The 17,714-nt window shown below is 67.7% G+C and carries 18 protein-coding genes and 2 pseudogenes; 14 read left to right on the top strand and 6 right to left on the bottom strand.

From position 1 onward, the window contains the following. A pseudogene (locus A5709_RS28305) lies at positions 1 to 231 on the top strand (hypothetical protein); the annotation flags it as partial. A gap of 65 nt (positions 232 to 296) precedes the next feature. Beyond that, positions 297 to 947 (top strand): nitroreductase, encoded by a 651-nt coding sequence (locus A5709_RS01695; RefSeq protein ID WP_067951313.1) that lies wholly within the window; start codon positions 297 to 299, stop codon positions 945 to 947. A gap of 1 nt (position 948) precedes the next feature. Here the strand turns inward: A5709_RS01695 and A5709_RS01690 are convergent, their stop codons facing one another. The 3 genes from A5709_RS01690 to A5709_RS01680 are packed head-to-tail and all read right to left on the bottom strand — an operon-like array spanning position 949 to position 3,515. Beyond that, on the bottom strand, positions 949 to 1,779 hold the full coding sequence (locus A5709_RS01690; RefSeq protein ID WP_068117526.1) for an oxidoreductase: 831 nt from the start codon (positions 1,777 to 1,779) through the stop codon (positions 949 to 951). Further along, positions 1,779 to 3,023: a DUF1214 domain-containing protein gene (locus A5709_RS01685; protein WP_068117523.1), complete on the bottom strand. Its 1,245-nt coding sequence runs from the start codon at positions 3,021 to 3,023 to the stop codon at positions 1,779 to 1,781. Before A5709_RS01685 ends, A5709_RS01690 begins: the two co-directional genes overlap by 1 nt. A gap of 48 nt (positions 3,024 to 3,071) precedes the next feature. Next, complete coding sequence (locus tag A5709_RS01680; RefSeq protein ID WP_067951319.1) at positions 3,072 to 3,515, bottom strand: nuclear transport factor 2 family protein; 444 nt, start codon at positions 3,513 to 3,515, stop codon at positions 3,072 to 3,074. 96 nt (positions 3,516 to 3,611) lie between these two features. Here A5709_RS01680 and A5709_RS01675 point away from each other — a divergent pair, with 96 nt between their 5' ends. Beyond that, the gene (locus A5709_RS01675) at positions 3,612 to 4,502 is read left to right on the top strand and encodes an SDR family NAD(P)-dependent oxidoreductase (RefSeq protein ID WP_068117535.1); all 891 of its coding nucleotides are present in this window, start codon (positions 3,612 to 3,614) and stop codon (positions 4,500 to 4,502) included. Between the two features lie 2 nt (positions 4,503 to 4,504). Further along, entirely contained in the window at positions 4,505 to 5,326 is an 822-nt protein-coding gene (locus A5709_RS01670) for a mycofactocin-coupled SDR family oxidoreductase (RefSeq protein ID WP_068117520.1), read from the top strand. Between the two features lie 74 nt (positions 5,327 to 5,400). Here A5709_RS01670 and rpmB read toward each other — a convergent pair whose 3' ends face one another. After that, positions 5,401 to 5,595, bottom strand: coding sequence for a 50S ribosomal protein L28 (gene rpmB / locus A5709_RS01665; RefSeq protein WP_046185726.1), 195 nt, complete (start codon positions 5,593 to 5,595; stop codon positions 5,401 to 5,403). Between the two features lie 259 nt (positions 5,596 to 5,854). On the opposite strand from rpmB, the gene A5709_RS01660 reads away from it, so the two are divergent. The 4 genes and pseudogenes from A5709_RS01660 to A5709_RS01650 all read left to right on the top strand — a co-directional run bounded on the left by A5709_RS01660 (position 5,855) and on the right by A5709_RS01650 (position 10,552). Then, positions 5,855 to 7,546, top strand: a complete 1,692-nt coding sequence (locus tag A5709_RS01660) for a DAK2 domain-containing protein (protein ID WP_068117532.1) — start codon at positions 5,855 to 5,857, stop codon at positions 7,544 to 7,546. Positions 7,547 to 7,548: 2 nt separating this feature from the next. Beyond that, entirely contained in the window at positions 7,549 to 9,768 is a 2,220-nt protein-coding gene (gene recG, locus A5709_RS01655; RefSeq protein WP_068117518.1) for an ATP-dependent DNA helicase RecG, read from the top strand. Positions 9,769 to 9,770: 2 nt separating this feature from the next. Next, positions 9,771 to 9,842 (top strand): annotated as a pseudogene (locus A5709_RS28610) (16S rRNA (guanine(966)-N(2))-methyltransferase RsmD); the annotation flags it as partial. Next, a complete protein-coding gene (locus tag A5709_RS01650) occupies positions 9,839 to 10,552 on the top strand; it encodes an HNH endonuclease family protein (protein ID WP_068117515.1) in 714 nt (237 codons plus the stop codon). The pseudogene A5709_RS28610 and the gene A5709_RS01650, both read left to right, overlap by 4 nt. A gap of 1 nt (position 10,553) precedes the next feature. Here the strand turns inward: A5709_RS01650 and A5709_RS01645 are convergent, their stop codons facing one another. Beyond that, positions 10,554 to 11,399, bottom strand: a complete 846-nt coding sequence (locus A5709_RS01645) for an aldo/keto reductase (protein WP_156673308.1) — start codon at positions 11,397 to 11,399, stop codon at positions 10,554 to 10,556. A gap of 321 nt (positions 11,400 to 11,720) precedes the next feature. Here A5709_RS01645 and A5709_RS01640 point away from each other — a divergent pair, with 321 nt between their 5' ends. The 5 genes from A5709_RS01640 to coaD all read left to right on the top strand — a co-directional run bounded on the left by A5709_RS01640 (position 11,721) and on the right by coaD (position 15,402). Beyond that, on the top strand, positions 11,721 to 12,836 hold the full coding sequence (locus A5709_RS01640) for an alpha/beta hydrolase (RefSeq protein WP_068117511.1): 1,116 nt from the start codon (positions 11,721 to 11,723) through the stop codon (positions 12,834 to 12,836). 97 nt (positions 12,837 to 12,933) lie between these two features. Next, the gene (locus A5709_RS01635) at positions 12,934 to 13,698 is read left to right on the top strand and encodes a DsbA family protein (RefSeq protein WP_067951346.1); all 765 of its coding nucleotides are present in this window, start codon (positions 12,934 to 12,936) and stop codon (positions 13,696 to 13,698) included. An 8-nt stretch (positions 13,699 to 13,706) separates the two neighbouring features. Then, positions 13,707 to 14,330: a vitamin K epoxide reductase family protein gene (locus A5709_RS01630; RefSeq protein ID WP_197520060.1), complete on the top strand. Its 624-nt coding sequence runs from the start codon at positions 13,707 to 13,709 to the stop codon at positions 14,328 to 14,330. A gap of 10 nt (positions 14,331 to 14,340) precedes the next feature. Continuing rightward, positions 14,341 to 14,895, top strand: coding sequence for a 16S rRNA (guanine(966)-N(2))-methyltransferase RsmD (rsmD, locus tag A5709_RS01625; protein WP_068117505.1), 555 nt, complete (start codon positions 14,341 to 14,343; stop codon positions 14,893 to 14,895). A 24-nt stretch (positions 14,896 to 14,919) separates the two neighbouring features. After that, positions 14,920 to 15,402: a pantetheine-phosphate adenylyltransferase gene (coaD, locus tag A5709_RS01620; protein ID WP_066952547.1), complete on the top strand. Its 483-nt coding sequence runs from the start codon at positions 14,920 to 14,922 to the stop codon at positions 15,400 to 15,402. Positions 15,403 to 15,450: 48 nt separating this feature from the next. Here the strand turns inward: coaD and A5709_RS01615 are convergent, their stop codons facing one another. Further along, the gene (locus tag A5709_RS01615; protein ID WP_082973745.1) at positions 15,451 to 16,617 is read right to left on the bottom strand and encodes a permease; all 1,167 of its coding nucleotides are present in this window, start codon (positions 16,615 to 16,617) and stop codon (positions 15,451 to 15,453) included. Between the two features lie 329 nt (positions 16,618 to 16,946). On the opposite strand from A5709_RS01615, the gene sepIVA reads away from it, so the two are divergent. Further along, positions 16,947 to 17,684 carry a cell division protein SepIVA gene (gene sepIVA, locus A5709_RS01610; RefSeq protein WP_066952700.1) on the top strand — a complete coding sequence of 246 codons (738 nt, stop codon included), beginning with the start codon at positions 16,947 to 16,949 and terminating at the stop codon, positions 17,682 to 17,684. The last annotated feature ends 30 nt before the right edge of the window (positions 17,685 to 17,714 follow it).

The raw sequence follows: 17,714 nt of genomic DNA, 5'->3' as shown, positions 1-17,714 counted from the left end.
CACCACATCACCGGCTGGACCACCACCCGCCGCACCGACATCGACGACCTCACCCTGGCCTGCGGCCCCGACAACCGCCTCGCCGAACAAGGCTGGACCACCCGCACCAACACCCGCGGCGAAACCGAATGGCTCCCACCACCCCACCTCGACCGAGGACAACCCCGAACCAACACCTACCACCACCCCGAACGATTCCTCCGCGACCCCGACGACGAGGAACCCGATTGACGCCCTGAGCGTCTGGGGCCGCGTGCGCTCGCAATCGCGACGACAGGCTCTGACACCATGAAGTCATGTACGACCTCGAAGACACCATTCGGCAACGGCATTCGACGCGGCTCTTCCTGCCCGACCCGGTACCGCGCCACCTGGTGCAGGAATCGCTGGAGCTGGCCATGCGCGCGCCGTCGAATTCGAACGTGCAGCCGTGGCACATGGTGTTCGTCTCCGGCGCGGCCCGCGAACGGTTGGTAGCCGCCATGCTGGAGAAGGCCCGCGCCGAACCGCCCCGCGTCCCGCAACTGCCCGCCGCGTTCGCTCACTTCCGGAGCGACACGGGCGCACAGGTTTACGGCTCGATGGGCATCGCGCGCCACGACAGCGAGGCCCGGCGCATCGCCGTGCTGCGCAACTGGGAGTTCTTCCGCGCACCGCTGGGCGGCATCGTGTGCATGCACCGCGACCTCGGCTACGCCGACAGCATGGGTGTCGGCATGTTCCTGCAGACGTTGTTGCTGGCGTTGACCGCACGCGGATTGGGCACCTGCGTGCAGGTGGCCATCGCCGGTTATCCCGACGTCGTGCGCGAGCAGCTCGAGATCCCGCCGGAGATGAACATCCTGTGCGGCCTGTCGATCGGCTACTCCGACCCCGACTTTCCCGCCAACAACCTGCACATCGGGCGAGACCCCGTGGACCGGCACGCCGTGTTCCTCGACGAGTGACTCACGAACCTTCGAAGTTGACGTCCTTGGTCACGGCTTTCCACTCTTCGATCGACGACGACAGCGCGGTGATCTTGTCGCGCATGGCCTTGAGCACGTCGCGGCCCAACAGCAGCCGCAGCGGTGGCTCGTCGAGCGTGGTCACCATCAGCACCGCCTCGGCGACCTTCTTGGGATCACCGGGGAGGTGATCGGCGAATTGCTTGATCAAGTCCTTGCGGGCCGCCACGTCGGCGTAATCGGCTATCGGGGTGCCCGACTCCTTCATCGACCGCGTCGCCCAATCGGTGCGGAAGGCGCCCGGCTCGATGGCGGTCACCTTGATCCCGAGCGGCCGCACCTCGGTGGCCAGCGCCTCGGTGATCGCCTCCAGCGCGAACTTCGTCGACGAGTAGTACGCATTGGGCGGGTTGGCCACCAGACCGGTCATCGACGACATGTTGATGATGTGCCCGGAGCCGCGGGCACGCATGGCCGGCAGCACCGCCTTGATCATATTGACCGCGCCGAAGTAGTTGACCTCGAACAGCTTTCGGACCTCGGCGTCCTCGCCCTCCTCCACCGCGGACAGGTAGCCGTGACCGGCGTTGTTGACCAGGACGTCGATGCCGCCGAACGCCGCGTCGGCCGCCGACACCGCCGCCGCGATCTGCCCGGGGTCCGTCACGTCGAGCGCGACGGCGAGCGCCCGGTCGCCGAACTCGTCGGCGAAGTCGCGCACCGAGTCGGCGCGGCGCGCGGTCACCACCACGCTGTGGCCGGCTTCCAGTGCGGCGCGGGCGATTTCGCGGCCGAATCCGGTGGAGCATCCGGTGATCAGCCAGCGCGACATCAGGCCGACCCTTCCGGCAGGCGGCGCAGATACGCGGTCCGCCGCGCGGCGAGCTGCGCGCCCCGTTCCTGCGGGCTCACCCGGGGCAGGTGGGGCACCTCGGTTTCGAGCCGGTCCAGCTTGACCACCCGCCCGCGGGCCCCGAGGTCTTCGCGCGGCCCCGCCTCGCCGAATTCCGCCATGCGCAGGGTCAAGATGCCCTCGCGCAGACCGTCGGAGTCTATCCAGTTGGCCACGCCGGGATCGGCGGGCGCGATCACGTAGGTGTAGCTGCCGTCCTCGTTGGCGACCGATTGCGCCTTGTTGAGGCTGCCGGTGCGGTCGAGGATGTTCAGCGTGGTGCCCCAGATGTTGCTCAGCGGCACCGTGAAGTACTCGGCGCCACCGTCATTGAGGTCCACCACGAACGCCTCGTCGGGCGCGAGGTCGAAACGACCCATGACGTAGACCTGGTTGCGCATCGCGCCGACCTTGTCGGCCGACCAGGCCAGGTCGAAGTGGTTGGCAGGCATCTTGTACACGCCGTGGCTGAGCTTGCCGGTGAAGTTGGCGAAGTAGTCCATCATCGCCGCGGTGGCCTCGGCCTGCTCGTCGAGCGTGCGCGCCGGTGTCGCCGGTGGCCCCCCGAGCCGTTGCACCTCAAGGTGATTGGGGTCGTCGCGGCCCCAGTCCAGCAGCACATCCCGGATGTAGAACTCGTGCGCCGCGGGGGAGGTCTGCACGTGATTGGGCCGCCCGCCCGCGGGATCGGCGTCCACCGTGATGGTGAAGCTGCCGTCGGAGTCGACGCGCATGGTGCGTCCGTTCAACACGTCGACGGTGCCCATGTGGGCATCCCAGAGCGTGAAGTAGTTTTCTGTCATGCGGTGCTCGCCCACCCAGCCGTGGATTTCGTAGCGTTCGTCACCCGAGATCGGGATCACCCGGTACACGCTGTCCGGATTGTCGATGCCCCAGCGTGATCCGGGGATGCGCCGTCCGTCGACGGGGTGCGCCAGCCGGGTGATGCAGCTGACTTTGGGCCGCAGCTTGTCCTGGTTGGACGACCACACCGCCGCCGAGAACATCACCTCGGCGAACGCGTCGTCGAACCGTTCCCGCATCGCGTCGGATGCCTTGGCGCGACCCAGCCAGGTCTCGGCCACCGTCCGATAGGCGGCCTTGACGGTCGGGTGCTCGATCAGGTCCAGGGCGGCCAGTTCCTGTTCGTGTTGGGATATCGTCGCGACGGGGTCGTCACGCATGCGCCGTTCCTCCGATGCACTGCTCAAAATGCTTGGTACACAACGCGATCAGAACTTCAAATGCTGGCTGACGTCGCCGACCTGATCGATGAACATGGTGCGGCTGTCGAACCGCCAGGCGCCGTCCACCCGCGCGAACGTGTCCTTGTAGTGCCCGGTCACGATCACCTGGAGCGGCAGGTCGGGGGTGGCCTGCGTGACGCAGTAGTAGGACGTGCTGCGGGCGGTCCCTTCGGCCTCGTCGATGTGCAGCTGCACGTTGGTGGTGTTGTGCTTGGTCTTGGGGGTGCCATCGGGGTAGATGCGCGTGGCCATCTCGTACATCTCGCGCACCCGGGCGGCCCCGGCGAACACCGTCTCCGGTGGACCGTCCTCCACGCCGCAGATGCGGCCGTGCTCGAAAAGCCGGGCCACGCCGTCCAGGTCGCCACCGTCGAGAAGCTCGGCGTAGGTGTAGATGAGGTTGGTGATCTCGGTTGCGCTGTCACTCATGTGGAATCACCTTTACACCCGTCTCCTCCGCTTCCGCGAACAATGGTGGCAGAGCCGGTCCAATTTACATAGAACCGACCATTACTCTTGATCGCCGTGACGTTACCTTGGACGCCGAGCCGACTCGGCAACCTGACCGGCAAGCGAATCGTGGTGACCGGAGCGACCAACGGCGTCGGGCTGGGCACCGCCCGTGCCCTGGCCAAAGCCGGCGCGCACGTGATTCTGGCGGTGCGCAACACCGAGTTGGGCGAGCAACGCGCCGCCGAGATGGGCGGCTCGACGTCGGTGGACAGGGTCGACCTCGCCGACCAATCGTCGGTGCGCGCCTTCGCGAAGTCGATCGACGACGACATCGACATTTTGATCAACAACGCCGGCGCGCTGACCGACCGCCGCACCGATACGGTCGACGGATTCGAGATGACGCTGGGCACCAACCTGCTCGGACCGTTCGCCCTGACCAACCTGCTGCTGCCCAGAGTGCGCACGCAGATCATCAACGTCGGCTCCGACGCGCACCGGTCGGCGACGCTACACATGGACGACCTGCACCTGCGCCGGCACAAATGGACCCGGCTGGGCGCGTACGCGCAGTCGAAGCTAGCGGTCATGCTGTGGGGATTGGAGCTGGACCGCCGGTTGCGCGCCGCCGGGTCGCCGATCGTCACGCAGCTCACGCACCCGGGATGGGTCGCCTCGAATCTGTCGCAGCTCGGCGACTCGCCAGTGATGGCGGCGGCCCACAAAGTGGTCAAGGTGGTGGCCGACCGGCTGGCCAACGACATCGACGAGGGGGCGGCACCCACGCTGTACTGCATCAGCGAACCGGTGCCCCCGGGCAGCTACGTCGGGGTCACCGGCAGGTTCGGGCTGCGCGGCGGGCCGGTGCTGATCGGCCGGTCACCGGTTGCCTGCGACTATGACACGGCCGCTCGCCTGGTGGCCTTCGCCGAAGAACAAACCGGCACGAAGCTGGAGGTATAGCCATGGGTGAACTCGACAACAAGGTCGCCGTCATCACCGGTGCGGCGCGCGGCCAGGGCCGCAGTCACGCCGTCGCCCTGGCCGACCAGGGCGCCGACATCATCGCGGTGGACATCTGCGCCGACATCGAGGCGATTCCGTACCCGCTGGGGACCAAATCGGATCTCGACGAGACCGCGCGGCTGGTCGAAGCCACGGGCCGCAAGGTGGCGCCCGTCGTCGCCGACGTCCGCGACCTGCCGCAGCTCGAGGCCGCGGTGCAAAGCGGAATCGACGACGTCGGCGAGGTGGACATCGTCATCGCCAACGCCGGAGTGGTGGCGATCGGCGACCCGGAAGCCCATTCCGAGCCGGTGTTCAACACGATCGTCGACACCAACCTCAAAGGCGTGTGGCACACGTTGTTGGCGACGGTCCCTTCGGTCATCCGCAAGGGGCAGGGCGGGTCGATCGTGCTGGTCAGCTCGTCGCAGGGGCTGACCGGCCGGGGCGGCGACGGCAGCGCGGCGATGTTCGCCTACGCCGCGTCCAAGCACGGGGTGGTGGGGTTGATGCGGTCAGCGGCCAATGCTTATGCGCCGCACAAGATTCGGGTCAACTCGGTGCATCCGAGCGGTGTCATGACGCCGATGATCCTCAACGACTTCGTCGTCAACCGAATGCTGGAGAACCCCAACCCGGCCGTCTCGCAGATGCTGCTGCCCGACGTGCCGCTGGTCGAGTCGCAGGACGTGACGGAAGCGGTGTTGTGGCTGGTCGGCCCCCGCGCCCGCTACGTGACGGGCGTGTCGATACCCGTGGACGCCGGGCACGTCGTGATGTAGCTGCGGTCTAGCCCGATGGTGGCGACCCGCCTGCGCCCGGCTGGGATGTTGCTGCCGCGTCCGCGGCAGCGCCCCTAGCCCCGGACGACCTTGCCGGCCTTGATGCAGGACGTGCAGACGTTCAGGCGCTGCTTGTTGCCGCCCGGTCGGGTGACAACGTGCACGGTCTGGACGTTGGGGTCCCACCGACGGCTGGTGCGGCGGTGGGAGTGCGACACCGACTTACCGAAGCCGGGGCCTTTCCCGCAGATGTCGCACACAGCGGCCATGGTTCAAGCTCCTCAAATCTCGGGGGTCCGGCTCGGCGGTCTCACACGTGGCCGGGACAGCCCGGGACAACCGGGCCCAACCAGGATACCGATTGTCCTGGCAACCACCAAAACGATCGCCGCCGCTGTCGCCCTGTCTGGCTAGGCTCAATGGGTCGGATCGCCCCGCCGGCGGGTGGTGGTCACGGGCGCCCGTTGCCCGGGCCGCCGGGCTACGCTGGCGCCCACCGGGAGCTGGGTGTCGAGGAGGTGGGTAACACTGGGACCGTCGGAGCGTCTGCTGGACGCGATCACCTTGCGGGACTGGGCGCACACCGCCGTCAGCGACCTGATCACCCACATCGATGAGATCAACCGGCTCAATGTCTTCCCGGTTGCCGATTCCGACACCGGCGCGAACATGCTGTTCACCATGCGCTCGGCGCTGGCCGAGGCCAACGCGGGCATCAATGCCGAGGGCGGCTCGGCCTGCGTCGCCAGGACCGCCGCGGCGATGTCGGCCGGTGCGCTCAACGGCGCCCGGGGCAATTCCGGCGTGATCTTGTCCCAGATCCTGCGGGGGATCGCCGACGTCACCGCCCTCGCGGCCGCCGATTCCGGCGGTGAGCTGCCCCACATGGCTGCCGACGTCCTCGGGGCGTCGTTGCGGCGCGGCGTGGACCTGGTGATCGCATCGATGGGCGGGGACGAGGTCCCGGGGACCATCGTCTCGGTGCTGCGGGCCGCGGCGGACGCGGTCGGGGAGTGCGCCCAGGCCGGGGAAGGGCTCGCCCCGGCGATCATCGCCGCCGGCGATGCGGCGGTCGTGGCGCTGGAGAAGACACCCGAACAGCTCGACGTGCTCGCCGACGCCGGTGCGGTGGACGCCGGCGGGCGGGGCCTGCTGGTGCTGCTGGACGCCCTGCGCACCACGGTCACGGGCCAGGCGCCCGCCCGAACCGTCTACGAGTTGACGCCGCGGGCACCGCAACCGGAAGGCGCCGCCGAGCGGCCGGCACCGCAGTTCGAGGTGATGTACCGGCTGGACGGATGCGATCCGGCCGCGGCGGACGCGCTGCGCGACCGGCTCGGGGAACTGGGCGACTCCGTGGGCATCGCCGCCGCGCCGTCGTCGGCCGATTGCACCTACTCGGTGCACGTGCACACCGACGACGCCGGCGCCGCCGTCGAGGCGGGGCTGGGGGCGGGGCGGCTGAGCCGCATCGTGATCTCTGCGTTGAGCTCCGGCGGCACTGGGCTGCCGGCCGGCGGCTGGACACGGGAACGCGCGGTGTTGGCCGTGGTCGACGGCGACGGTGCCGCCGAGCTGTTCGGCGGCGAGGGCGCCTGTGTGCTGCAGCGCGATGCGGCCGCGGGCGAGCCGGTCACCAACATCAGCGCCCACCAGCTGATGCGGGCGGTCGTCGACACCGGTGCCGCGCAGGTCATGGTGCTCCCCAACGGCTACGTGCCCGCGGAAGAGCTGGTGGCCGGGTGCACCGCGGCCATCGGGTGGGGTATCGACGTCGTGCCGATCCCGACGGGGTCGATGGTGCAGGGGCTGGCCGCGCTGGCCGTGCACGAAACCGGCCGGCAGGCGGTGGACGACGGCTACACGATGGCCCGCGCCGCCGGTGCGGCCCGGCACGCATCCGTGCGCATCGCCACCGAGAGTGCGTTGACCTGGGCGGGCCGCTGCCAGCCGGGCGACGGCCTGGGAATCGCGGGGGACGAGGTGTTGATCGTGGCCGCCGACGCGATCGCGGCCGCCATCGGCCTGCTCGACCTCTTGCTGGCCTCCGGCGGCGACCTGGTGACGGTGCTGGTCGGCGCCGAGATCGACACCGAGGAGAACGCCGCGGCCGTGGGCGACATCCTGGAAAAACACATGCACGACCATCACCCGGGAACCGAACTCGTCACCTACCGCACCGGCCATCGCGGTGATGCGCTTTTGATCGGGGTCGAGTAGCCGTGGTGGCGCTGGGTGACCGGCTGGACTTCGTGGTGGGCGCCAAGGCCGCCGACCAGCTCGACGAGGAGTTCGGCATCCGGACTGTCGATGATCTGCTGCGACACTATCCGCGCAGCTACACCGAGGGCGCGACCCGGTGGGACGCGGACGATCAACGCCCGCCGGCCGGCGAACACATCACCATCGTCGACACGATCATCGAAACCAAGACCTGGCCGATGAAGAAGACCCCGAAGAAGGTCTGCCACCGCATCACCCTCGGTGCCGGCCGCAACAAGGTGACCGCGACGTTCTTCAACGCGAACTATCTGAAGAAGGACCTGACCGAAGGCACCAAGGTGATGCTCTCCGGGGAGGTCGGATTCTTCAAGAACGTGATGCAGCTGACGCACCCGGCGTTCCTCATCCTCGACTCCCCGGACGGCAAGAACCGCGGCACCAGCTCCCTGAAGAACATCGCCATAGCCTCGCAAGCCACCACCGGCGAGGTGCAGATGGCGGCCTTCGAGCGAGCCTTCTTTCCGATCTATCCGGCGACCACGAAGTTGCAGAGCTGGGACATCTTCCGGTGCGTGCGCCAAGTACTCGACGTCCTGGATCCGGTGGACGACCCGCTGCCCGCCGACCTGCGCGGCCGTTACGGCCTGGTCTCCGAAGACCGGGCGTTGCGCGACATCCATTTGGCGGAAGACGAGGCGGCGCGGAGGCGGGCGCGGGAGCGCCTGACCTTCGACGAAGCCGTCGGATTGCAATGGGCGCTGGTCGCCCGGCGGCACAGCGAGCTGTCGGAATCGGGGCCCCCGGCACCACCGCGCCCCGACGGCCTGTCCGCAGAACTGTTGCGGCGGTTGCCGTTTGAGCTCACCGCGGGACAACGCGACGTGCTCGACGTGTTCGCGCGGGAGCTGTCGGCCACCCGGCCGATGAACCGCCTGCTCCAGGGTGAGGTCGGTTCGGGCAAGACCATCATCGCGGTGCTGGCCATGCTGCAGCTTGTCGACGCCGGTTATCAGTGCGCGTTGCTTGCCCCCACGGAAGTCCTTGCCGCCCAACACTTGCGGTCGATCAATGACGTGCTCGGCCCATTGGCGATGGCGGGCCAGCTCGGCGGCGCGGACAACGCGACCCGGGTCGCCCTGCTCACCGGTTCTATGACGGCGGCGCAGAAGAAGCAAGTCCGTGACGAGGTGGCAAGCGGTCAGGTGGGGATCGTCGTCGGCACGCATGCGCTGTTGCAGGACGCGGTGGAATTCCACAACCTCGGCATGGTGGTGGTCGACGAGCAACACCGGTTCGGTGTCGAACAGCGAGACCAGTTGCGCGCCAAGGCCCGTCCCGGCGTCACCCCGCACCTGCTGGTGATGACGGCGACACCGATACCGCGCACGGTCGCGTTGACCGTCTACGGCGACCTGGAAACCTCGACGCTGCGCGAGCTTCCGCGCGGACGACAGCCGATCACCAGCAACGTCATCTTCGTCAAGGACAAGCCCGCGTGGCTCGAGCGGGCCTGGCGGCGCATCATCGAAGAGGTCGCCGCCGGGCGTCAGGCCTACGTGGTGGCGCCGAGGATCGACGAGACCGACGATTCGGAGAAGCAGGAGCAGAACGTCAGACCGTCGGAGACCGCCGAGGGTCTCTACGCCCGGCTGCGTTCCGGCGAGCTGGCCAACGTGCGTCTTGGGCTGATGCACGGGCGGTTGTCCGCCGACGAGAAGGACGCCGCGATGGGGGCGTTTCGGGCCGGCGAGATCGATGTGCTGGTGTGCACCACGGTCATCGAGGTGGGCGTGGATGTTCCCAACGCCACGGTGATGCTCGTGATGGACGCCGACCGCTTCGGCATCAGCCAGCTGCATCAGCTGCGCGGCCGCATCGGCCGCGGCCAGCATCCCAGCCTGTGCCTGCTCGCCAGCTGGGTTTCGCCGGAGTCACCGGCGGGCCGGCGGCTTTCCGCCGTCGCCGACACCTTGGATGGGTTCGCGCTCGCCGACCTGGACCTCAAGGAGCGCCGGGAGGGCGACGTCTTGGGCCGCAACCAGTCCGGTCGCGCGATCAATCTGCGCTTGCTCTCGTTGGCCGACCACCGCGACGTCATCGAGGCCGCGCGCGACTTCTGCGTGCGAGCCTATGCCGATAATCCGGCCAACCCCGAATTGGCCTTGCTGGCAGCGCCTTTCGTAACCACTGACCGGATCGAATACCTGGACAAGTCATGACCGCCGGCGACGATGCAGTGGGGGTACCGCCCGCTTGCGGGGGACGTAGCGATGAGGAGGAGTGGCGCTTGTGAACCGCAAGGTGCTGCTGTGGTTGTCCGCGGTCGCGGCGCTCGCTCTGCTGGTGGCCTACCAGACGGTCGGATCCTCGACCGCCAGGCACGCCGCCGAATACGCTGCGCGCGCCGACGTTCCCACAGTGCAACCCGGCACCGACGTGCTCGCGGGCATCGCGGTGCTACCGCTGCGCGCACACCGGTACGACTACCGCAGGGCGGCGTTCGGCGATGCGTGGGACGACGACAACGACGCCCCGCTGGGGCACAACGGCTGCGACACCCGCGACGACATCCTCAACCGCGACCTCGTCGACAAGACGTATGTGTCGACCAAGCGGTGTCCGGACGCGGTGGCCACCGGCATCCTGCACGACCCGTATACCAACACAACCATCGCGTTTCAGCGCGGCGCCAAGGTCGGCGAGGCGGTGCAGATCGACCACATCGTCCCGCTCGCCTACGCGTGGGACATGGGCGCCTATGCCTGGCCGGCGGGCGAGCGGCTGCGTTTCGCCAACGATCCGGCCAACCTGCTGGCCGTCCAGGGACAGGCCAATCAGGACAAGGGCGACGCGCCGCCGGCGCTGTGGATGCCGCCGAATGCCGCCTTCGCCTGCCAGTACGCCATGCAGTTCATCGCCGTGCTGCGCGGCTATTCGATACCGGTGGACCAGCCGTCGACTAGGGTATTGCGGCAGGCGGCCGCCACCTGCCCGGCGGGCTAGGTCAGGTGCCGTCGTAGGTGTTCGGATCCGGGCGCAGCCGGGTGCCGTCGTTAAGCCCGTTGATGGCGTCCATGTGCTCGGCGGCCAACTCGAAGTCGAACACGTCGAGGTTCCCGGCGATGTGCTCGGGATTGGCGGACCGGAAGACGACCGCGTTGCCCAGCTGCAGGTTCCACCGCAGCAGCACCTGCGCCGGCGTCTTGCCGTACTCGCCGGCAACGGACGTCACCGTCGGGTTGTCGTTCAACTTGCCGAGCGCGAGCGGTGTGTAGGCCTGCGTAACCACGTTGTGTTCGGCGTTGGTCTTGCGCAGCGCTTCCTGGTTGAGCAGCGGGTGCAACTCGACCTGGTTGACGACCGGGGTCACAAAGCTCAGGTCGATGACGTCCGTCACGTGAACGTCGGTGAAGTTCGAGACGCCGATCGAACGCGCGAGCCCGTCCCCGCGGCACTGGATCAGCCCGCCAAAGGAATTCACGTACTCGCCGCGTGACGGGACCGGCCAGTGGATCAGGTACAGGTCGAGATAATCGAGCCCCAGCCGCTCCAGGCTCTCCTTGCAGGCCTCCATGGATCGCAGGAACCCGTGGTCGGCGGTGGCGAGTTTGGTGGTGACGAATAGTTCGGCACGCGGAATCCCGGAGGCCGCGATCGCGCGGCCCACGGCCGCTTCGTTGCCGTAGGCCGAGGCGGTGTCGATCAGCCGGCAACCCATCTCCAGCGCAGCCGAGACCGCGCGCTCGGTCTCGTCCTCCGACAAATCCGCGACGCCGAGACCAAGGACGGGCATCGTGTTTTCGTCATTAAGAGCTATGGAGGGCACGGCAACGCCCGATTCGCCAGCCAATGTATTCACCTGCCTATGAAATTGAACGTTCGTGGACCAAACCGGATGTCGTCATCGAGCGAGAAGATCGACGCCATTCCATCGGCGCGATATTACCGGGCTGCAAAGTACCACCTCGTCAAACACCGCGGAGGGGCGCAGTGATATCGGACCTGGTCCGCGTTTCGCATAATCGTCACCCGTAGTGTTGGTCACACGGCGCACCGGAACCGGCAACCGTCCTATCGGTCGTGCAGCGCCCGGCATCAACGGCACTGTTCGGCGGGCAGCGGACACCCGTCGGTCGTCGAGCGTTACGACGTTTTATTCGAGGGAGTATCCATGACCAAGAGCGTGCCAGCGCCGGACCTGCACCTCGGTGTGAAGCACACGCCCATGCGCCTGGCCAGTCGCATGCAGGGCGCGGTCTCCACGATCGGTGTCAAGGTCATTCCCTGGATCCCGACCCCCGCCAAGCGCGCGTTGTTCGGTGGCCGCTCGGTGACCATCGACGGCAACACGCTGGACCCCACGCTTCAGCTGATGCTCTCCGGTCTGCGCGCCGTCGGCATCGACGGCCTGGTCGTCGACGACGACCCGGGCGCGTCGCGCGCTCAGATGCGCCAGCTGTCGCTCGAGCTTCCCGGGCCGCAGATCCACGTCGACGTCGAGGAGCTATCGCTGCCCGGGCCCGCCGGCGAGATCCCGGCGCGGCACTACCGCCCCGCCAACGGCGCGTCCGCGCCCGTGCTGGTCTTCTACCACGGCGGCGGATGGTCGATCGGTGATCTGGACTCCTACGACGCGCTGTGCCGGCTGACGTGCCGTGACGCCGGCATCCACGTGCTGTCGATCGACTACCGGCTGGCTCCCGAGCATCCGGCGCCGGCCGCGATCGAGGACGCCTACGCCGCCTTCAGTTGGGCATACGACCACGCCGGGGAACTCGGCGCCGCGCCCGGCCGGGTCGCGGTCGGCGGCGACAGTGCGGGCGGCAACCTGGCCGCCGTCGTCTGCCAACGGGCGCGCGACCAGGGTGACCCCGCCCCCGTGCTGCAGTGGCTGATCTACCCGCGGACCGACTTCACCGCGCAGACCCGTTCGATGGGCCTGTTCGCCCGCGGATTCCTGCTGACCAAGCGCGACATCGATTGGTTCGAGTCGCAATACCTCAGGCGTTCGGGCATCGACCGGGCGGACCCGCAGGTTTCGCCGCTGCTGGCCGAATCGCTGGCCGGGCTGGCGCCCGCGCTGATCGCGGTCGCCGGTTTCGACCCATTGCGCGACGAAGGCGAGAGCTACGCGATGGCCCTGCAGGCCGCCGGGACCGCCGTCGATCTCCGGTGCATGGGGTCGCTGACGCACGGCTTCGCCAATCTGTTCCAGCTCGGCGGCGGTAGCGCGTCCGCGACCACCGAATTGATTTCCGCGCTGCGGGCCCACCTGAGCCGGGTCTGACCTTTTGTGCGGTCGCCGCCGGTAATCTAGAGGCGCCCACGAACGAGTGACGTCCACCAACGAACGACACCCCGAGCACCGAAGGATCACGGAGACTGTGGCCGACAAATCCAAACGCCCCCCGCGCTTTGACATGAAGGCCGCCGACGGTAAATCGGGCCGACTCGTTCAGATCGGCGGGACCGCCGTCGTCGTCATCTTCCTCGTCGCGCTGGTCTCTTACATCGTGGTCACGCACCACAAGAAGACCGCCGCCATCGGCGCGGGCGACACGGTGCGGGTGACGTCGAGCAAGCTGGTCACCGAGCCCGGGACGAGCAACCCCAAGGCCGTGGTCACGTTCTACGAGGACTTCCTCTGCCCGGCCTGCGGCAACTTCGAGCGCACCTTCGGCCCGACGGTGTCCAAGCTCATCGACGTCGGCGCCATTGCGGCCGACTACTCCATGGTGTCGATCCTCGACAACTCCAGGAACCAGAATTATTCGTCGCGGGCGGGCGCCGCGGCCCTGTGCGTGGCCGACGAGTCCATTGACGCGTTCCGCCGATTCCACACCGCGCTCTACACCACCGACCTCCAGCCCAGCGAACGCGGCACCAGCTTTCCCGACAACGCCCGGTTGATCGAGCTCGCGCGCGAGGCCGGCGTCGTGGGCAAGGTGCCCGATTGCATCAACAGCGGCAAGTACATCGCCAAGGTCACGGGGGAGGCGGCGGCCGCGAAGATCAACGCAACGCCGACCATCAAGATCAACGGCGACGATTACGACCCGTCAACGCCTGATGCGCTGGTCGCGAAGATCAAGAGCATCGTGGGCGACGTGCCGGGCATCGACGGCGCCGCGACCCCCGCGGCGACGTGACCACCCCGGTGTCAGCCCAAACCGCCGGCCTGACACCGGAATCGGGTCCCGAAGCGCGCGTGCCGGTGCCGAGCGCGTGGTGGGTGCTGATCGCCGGTGTGATCGGTTTGGTGGCCTCCGCGACGCTGACCGTGGAGAAGATCGACCTTTTGCTCAACCCGGCATACGTGCCGTCGTGCAACTTCAACCCGATCCTGTCGTGCGGTTCGGTGATGGTCACGCCGCAGGCTTCGGTGCTGGGATTTCCCAATCCGCTGCTGGGCCTTGGGGCGTTCACCGTAGTCGTCGTCACCGGGTTGCTGGCCGTGACCAAAGTGCCTCTGCCGCAATGGTATTGGATCGGATTGACGATCGGGCTGGTGATCGGGGCGGCGTTCGTGCACTGGCTGATCTACGAAAGCCTGTACAGCATCGGCGCCTTGTGCCCGTACTGCATGGTGGTCTGGGCGGCCACCATGACGCTCCTGGTGGTCGTTGCGTCGATCGTGTTCCGGCCGGCGCTGCAACGCCGGGGACGCGGTGTGGCGTGGGTGCTGTACCAATGGCGGTGGTCCATCGCCGCGCTGTGGTTCACCGCGGTGTTTTTGCTGATCATGGCGCGGTTTTGGGACTATTGGTCGACGTTGCTGTAAGTGTTGGCGGGTGACCCGGATCATCGGCGGCGTGGCGGGCGGCCGGCGCATCGCCGTCCCGCCGCGAGGGACCAGGCCGACCACCGACCGCGTGCGTGAGTCGCTTTTCAACATCTTGACCGTGCGGCGTGAACTGAACGGCGTCGCGGTGCTCGACCTTTATGCCGGTTCGGGCGCACTGGGATTGGAGGCGCTGTCGCGTGGCGCCGCCTCGGTGCTGTTCGTGGAATCGGATCAGCGCAGCGCTTCCGTCATCGCACGCAACATCGACGCGCTCGGTTTGCCCGGCGCGGCGGTCCGCCGCGGCGCGGTCGCGACCGTCCTGGCGGCCGGGACCGAGAGCCCGGTCGACCTCGTTCTGGCCGACCCGCCCTACGGCGTGGAGGCCGCCGAGGTGGAAGCCGCGCTGGCCGCTTTGGACGCCCACGGCTGGGCAGCGGCCGGAACCGTGGCGGTGGTGGAGCGGCCGGCGTCCGGCGCGCCGTTGACCTGGCCGGCCGGCTGGTCCGTGTGGTCGCCGCGCGTGTATGGCGACACCCGCTTGGAGATGGCCGAACGACTGTGAGGCGGGCGTGTACCGTCTGTCGTCATGAGTGGCGCGGTATGCCCGGGGTCGTTTGATCCGGTGACGTTGGGCCACATCGACGTCTTCGAGCGGGCGGCGGCTCAGTTCGACGAGGTGGTGGTGGCGATCCTGACCAATCCCGCCAAGAAGGGGATGTTCGAGCTCGACGAGCGGATCGCGATGATCAACGAGTCGACGACGCATCTGCCCAACCTGCGCGTCGAGGCCGGGCAGGGCCTGGTAGTCGACTTCGTCAGGTCGCAGGGGATGACCGCCATCGTGAAAGGCCTGCGCACCGGTACCGACTTCGAATACGAGCTGCAGATGGCGCAGATGAACAAGCACATCGCCGGCGTCGACACGTTTTTCGTCGCGACGACGCCCCGGTATTCGTTCGTGTCGTCGTCGTTGGCCAAAGAGGTTGCGCTGTTGGGCGGCGACGTCTCGGAACTACTGCCCGAACCGGTCAATCGCCGCCTGCGCGAAAAGCTTGCCGGCCGCTCCTGAAGCTTTGCACCGCAAACGCACACTCGCGCAATCGCTTTGCGCCGACAGCTAGTGGCACTCGTGATCGTGATCGTGCCCGCCATCGGGGGAGCCGCCCATCATCCGCGCCATCGGGACTCCGCCCGTCGCGACGAACCGGACCACCAGAACGGCCGCGACGGCAAGGAAGGCGATGTTGAGCCAGGTCGTATAGTTCCACGAAATCGTCGCTTCCATAACCGTGGCGTTGCGCTGTTTCGGAATGAGACTCGTTGCGCCGAAGAGCAACTCGACCAGATAGCCCGCGGCGACCATCGCGGCGTAGAAGGTGCCCAGCAGCGTCAGCATCATCCTGGTGCCGTAGTACTTGCGGTAGATGTTCAGGATCGGCACGATCAGCAGGTCGGCATAGATGAACGCGATCACGCCGCCGAAACTGATGCCCCCGTTCCAGAGCACCGCCGCGAGCGGGACATTGCCGATCGAGCAGACGAACGACGCGATGGCCACGATCGGCCCCACCAGGGGTCCCCAAATCGCCGACCATCCGGGGTGGTCGGCCAAAAAGAAGACCTGCCAAAACTTTTCGGGCACCCAGGCCGCGATGGCCCCCGCGATCAACAAGCCCAGCACGAGGTCGCGCAGGATCGCCAACCACTCCATCGCGAAGACGTGTGAGACGGAGGTGAAGCCCTCCGCGGAAAACAGCCGGCGAGCGAACGGGCCCTGCTTCTTGATGGACATGTCCATGGCGGCATGGCCTTCCATCGAGCCGGCGATCCCGCGGTCGGCCTGCTCGCGGGCGGCATCGATGAGGCGCGAGCGCACGAACAGCCGGAACAAGACGGCGAGCACCACGATCATCAGCGGGCCCCCGACGAACTCCGCGGCGGTGAACTGCCAGCCCATCAGCAGGGCCAGGATGATGCCCAGTTCCACCACCAGGTTGGTGGAACCGATCTCGAATGCCATGGCTGCGGTGAAGCTGGCGCCTTTGCGGAAGAGGGATCGGGCCAACGCCACCGCGGCGTACGAGCATGACGACGATGCCGCGCCGAGGCCGGCGGCCAGCGCCAGGGTGCGGGGTCGGTCGTCGCCCAGCAGCGCCACGATGGTCGAGCGCCGCACCACCGCCTGCACCACCGCCGAAAGGGCAAAGCCCAGGATCAGCGCCCAGAGGATCTCCCACGTCATAGACCCCGCCACCGCCAAGGCGTGTCCGACCGCTGCTAGCACGAGTTCTCATCCTCCCCGTCGGTTGGCTGGGCCCCCAAAACTTATACCCCCCCGGGGTATTGGTCAAGCGCTGCGAAGTGCGCTGGCCAGCGCCTCGGGCCACCGCGATCCCTAGAATGGCCGCAACAGGTGCGGCCAAACTTGGCGGCACGGACGGGCGTTTCGATGCATTTCACCGATGACCACGAGTCCGCGGCGGGGTTTCTGCGGTGTTTTGCGTCGTTGTCGCGGCCAAATGTCCGACACACCGCCTCGCCACCGCTGTCACAAAGGCAACACCAGGCACACTGGTAACAACACGTTTTTGCAGACGCCAGGAGGAAATGGCCGTGTACAGAGTCTTTGAAGCGCTCGACGAATTGAGCGCCATCGTTGAAGAAGCACGCGGCGTTCCGATGACGGCCGGCTGCGTGGTGCCGCGCGGTGACGTGCTGGAACTGATCGACGACATCAAGGATGCGATCCCCGGCGAGCTGGATGACGCCCAGGACGTGCTCGACGCGCGCGACTCGATGCTGCAGGACGCCAAGTCGCACGCCGACTCCATGGTTTCTTCGGCGACCACCGAGTCGGAGTCGATGCTCAACCACGCCCGCGCGGAGGCCGACCGGCTGTTGTCTGACGCGAAAGCGCAGGCCGACCGCATGGTGAGCGAGGCGCGCCAGCACAGCGAGCGGATGGTCGGCGAGGCGCGCGAGGAGTCGATGCGCATCGCCACGGCGGCCAAACGCGAGTACGAGGCCAGCGTCGGCCGGGCGCAGGCCGAGGCCGACCGGCTGCTCGAGAACGGCAACATCTCCTACGAGAAGGCCGTGCAGGAGGGCATCAAGGAGCAGCAGCGACTGGTGTCGCAGAACAGCGTGGTGGAGGCGGCCAATGCCGAGGCCACCCGCCTCATCGACTCGGCGCACGCCGAGGCCGATCGGTTGCGCGGTGAATGCGACATCTACGTCGACAACAAGCTCGCCGAGTTCGAGGAATTCCTCAACGGCACCCTGCGCTCGGTCGGGCGCGGTCGTCACCAACTCCGGACGGCGGCCGGTACGCACGACTACGCGGTGCGCTAGCGCGTCAACCGGGCCGCCGCGCCCTGGAAA

The organism is Mycobacterium sp. E1386, assembly GCF_001672745.1.
Classification (GTDB): Bacteria; Actinomycetota; Actinomycetes; order Mycobacteriales; family Mycobacteriaceae; genus Mycobacterium.
This window is presented reverse-complemented; position numbering and strand designations above follow the sequence as displayed.

Excerpts from the sequence above, each read along its gene's own strand:
- A5709_RS01690 (WP_068117526.1), bottom strand. The coding sequence starts at position 1,779 with ATGTCGCGCTGGCTGATCACCGGATGCTCCACCGGATTCGGCCGCGAA.
- A5709_RS01685 (WP_068117523.1), bottom strand. The coding sequence starts at position 3,023 with ATGCGTGACGACCCCGTCGCGACGATATCCCAACACGAACAGGAACTG.
- A5709_RS01640 (WP_068117511.1), top strand. The coding sequence starts at position 11,721 with ATGACCAAGAGCGTGCCAGCGCCGGACCTGCACCTCGGTGTGAAGCAC.
- A5709_RS01670 (WP_068117520.1), top strand. The coding sequence starts at position 4,505 with ATGGGTGAACTCGACAACAAGGTCGCCGTCATCACCGGTGCGGCGCGC.
- A5709_RS01680 (WP_067951319.1), bottom strand. The coding sequence starts at position 3,515 with ATGAGTGACAGCGCAACCGAGATCACCAACCTCATCTACACCTACGCC.
- rpmB (WP_046185726.1), bottom strand. The coding sequence starts at position 5,595 with ATGGCCGCTGTGTGCGACATCTGCGGGAAAGGCCCCGGCTTCGGTAAG.
- A5709_RS01695 (WP_067951313.1), top strand. The coding sequence starts at position 297 with ATGTACGACCTCGAAGACACCATTCGGCAACGGCATTCGACGCGGCTC.
- coaD (WP_066952547.1), top strand. The coding sequence starts at position 14,920 with ATGAGTGGCGCGGTATGCCCGGGGTCGTTTGATCCGGTGACGTTGGGC.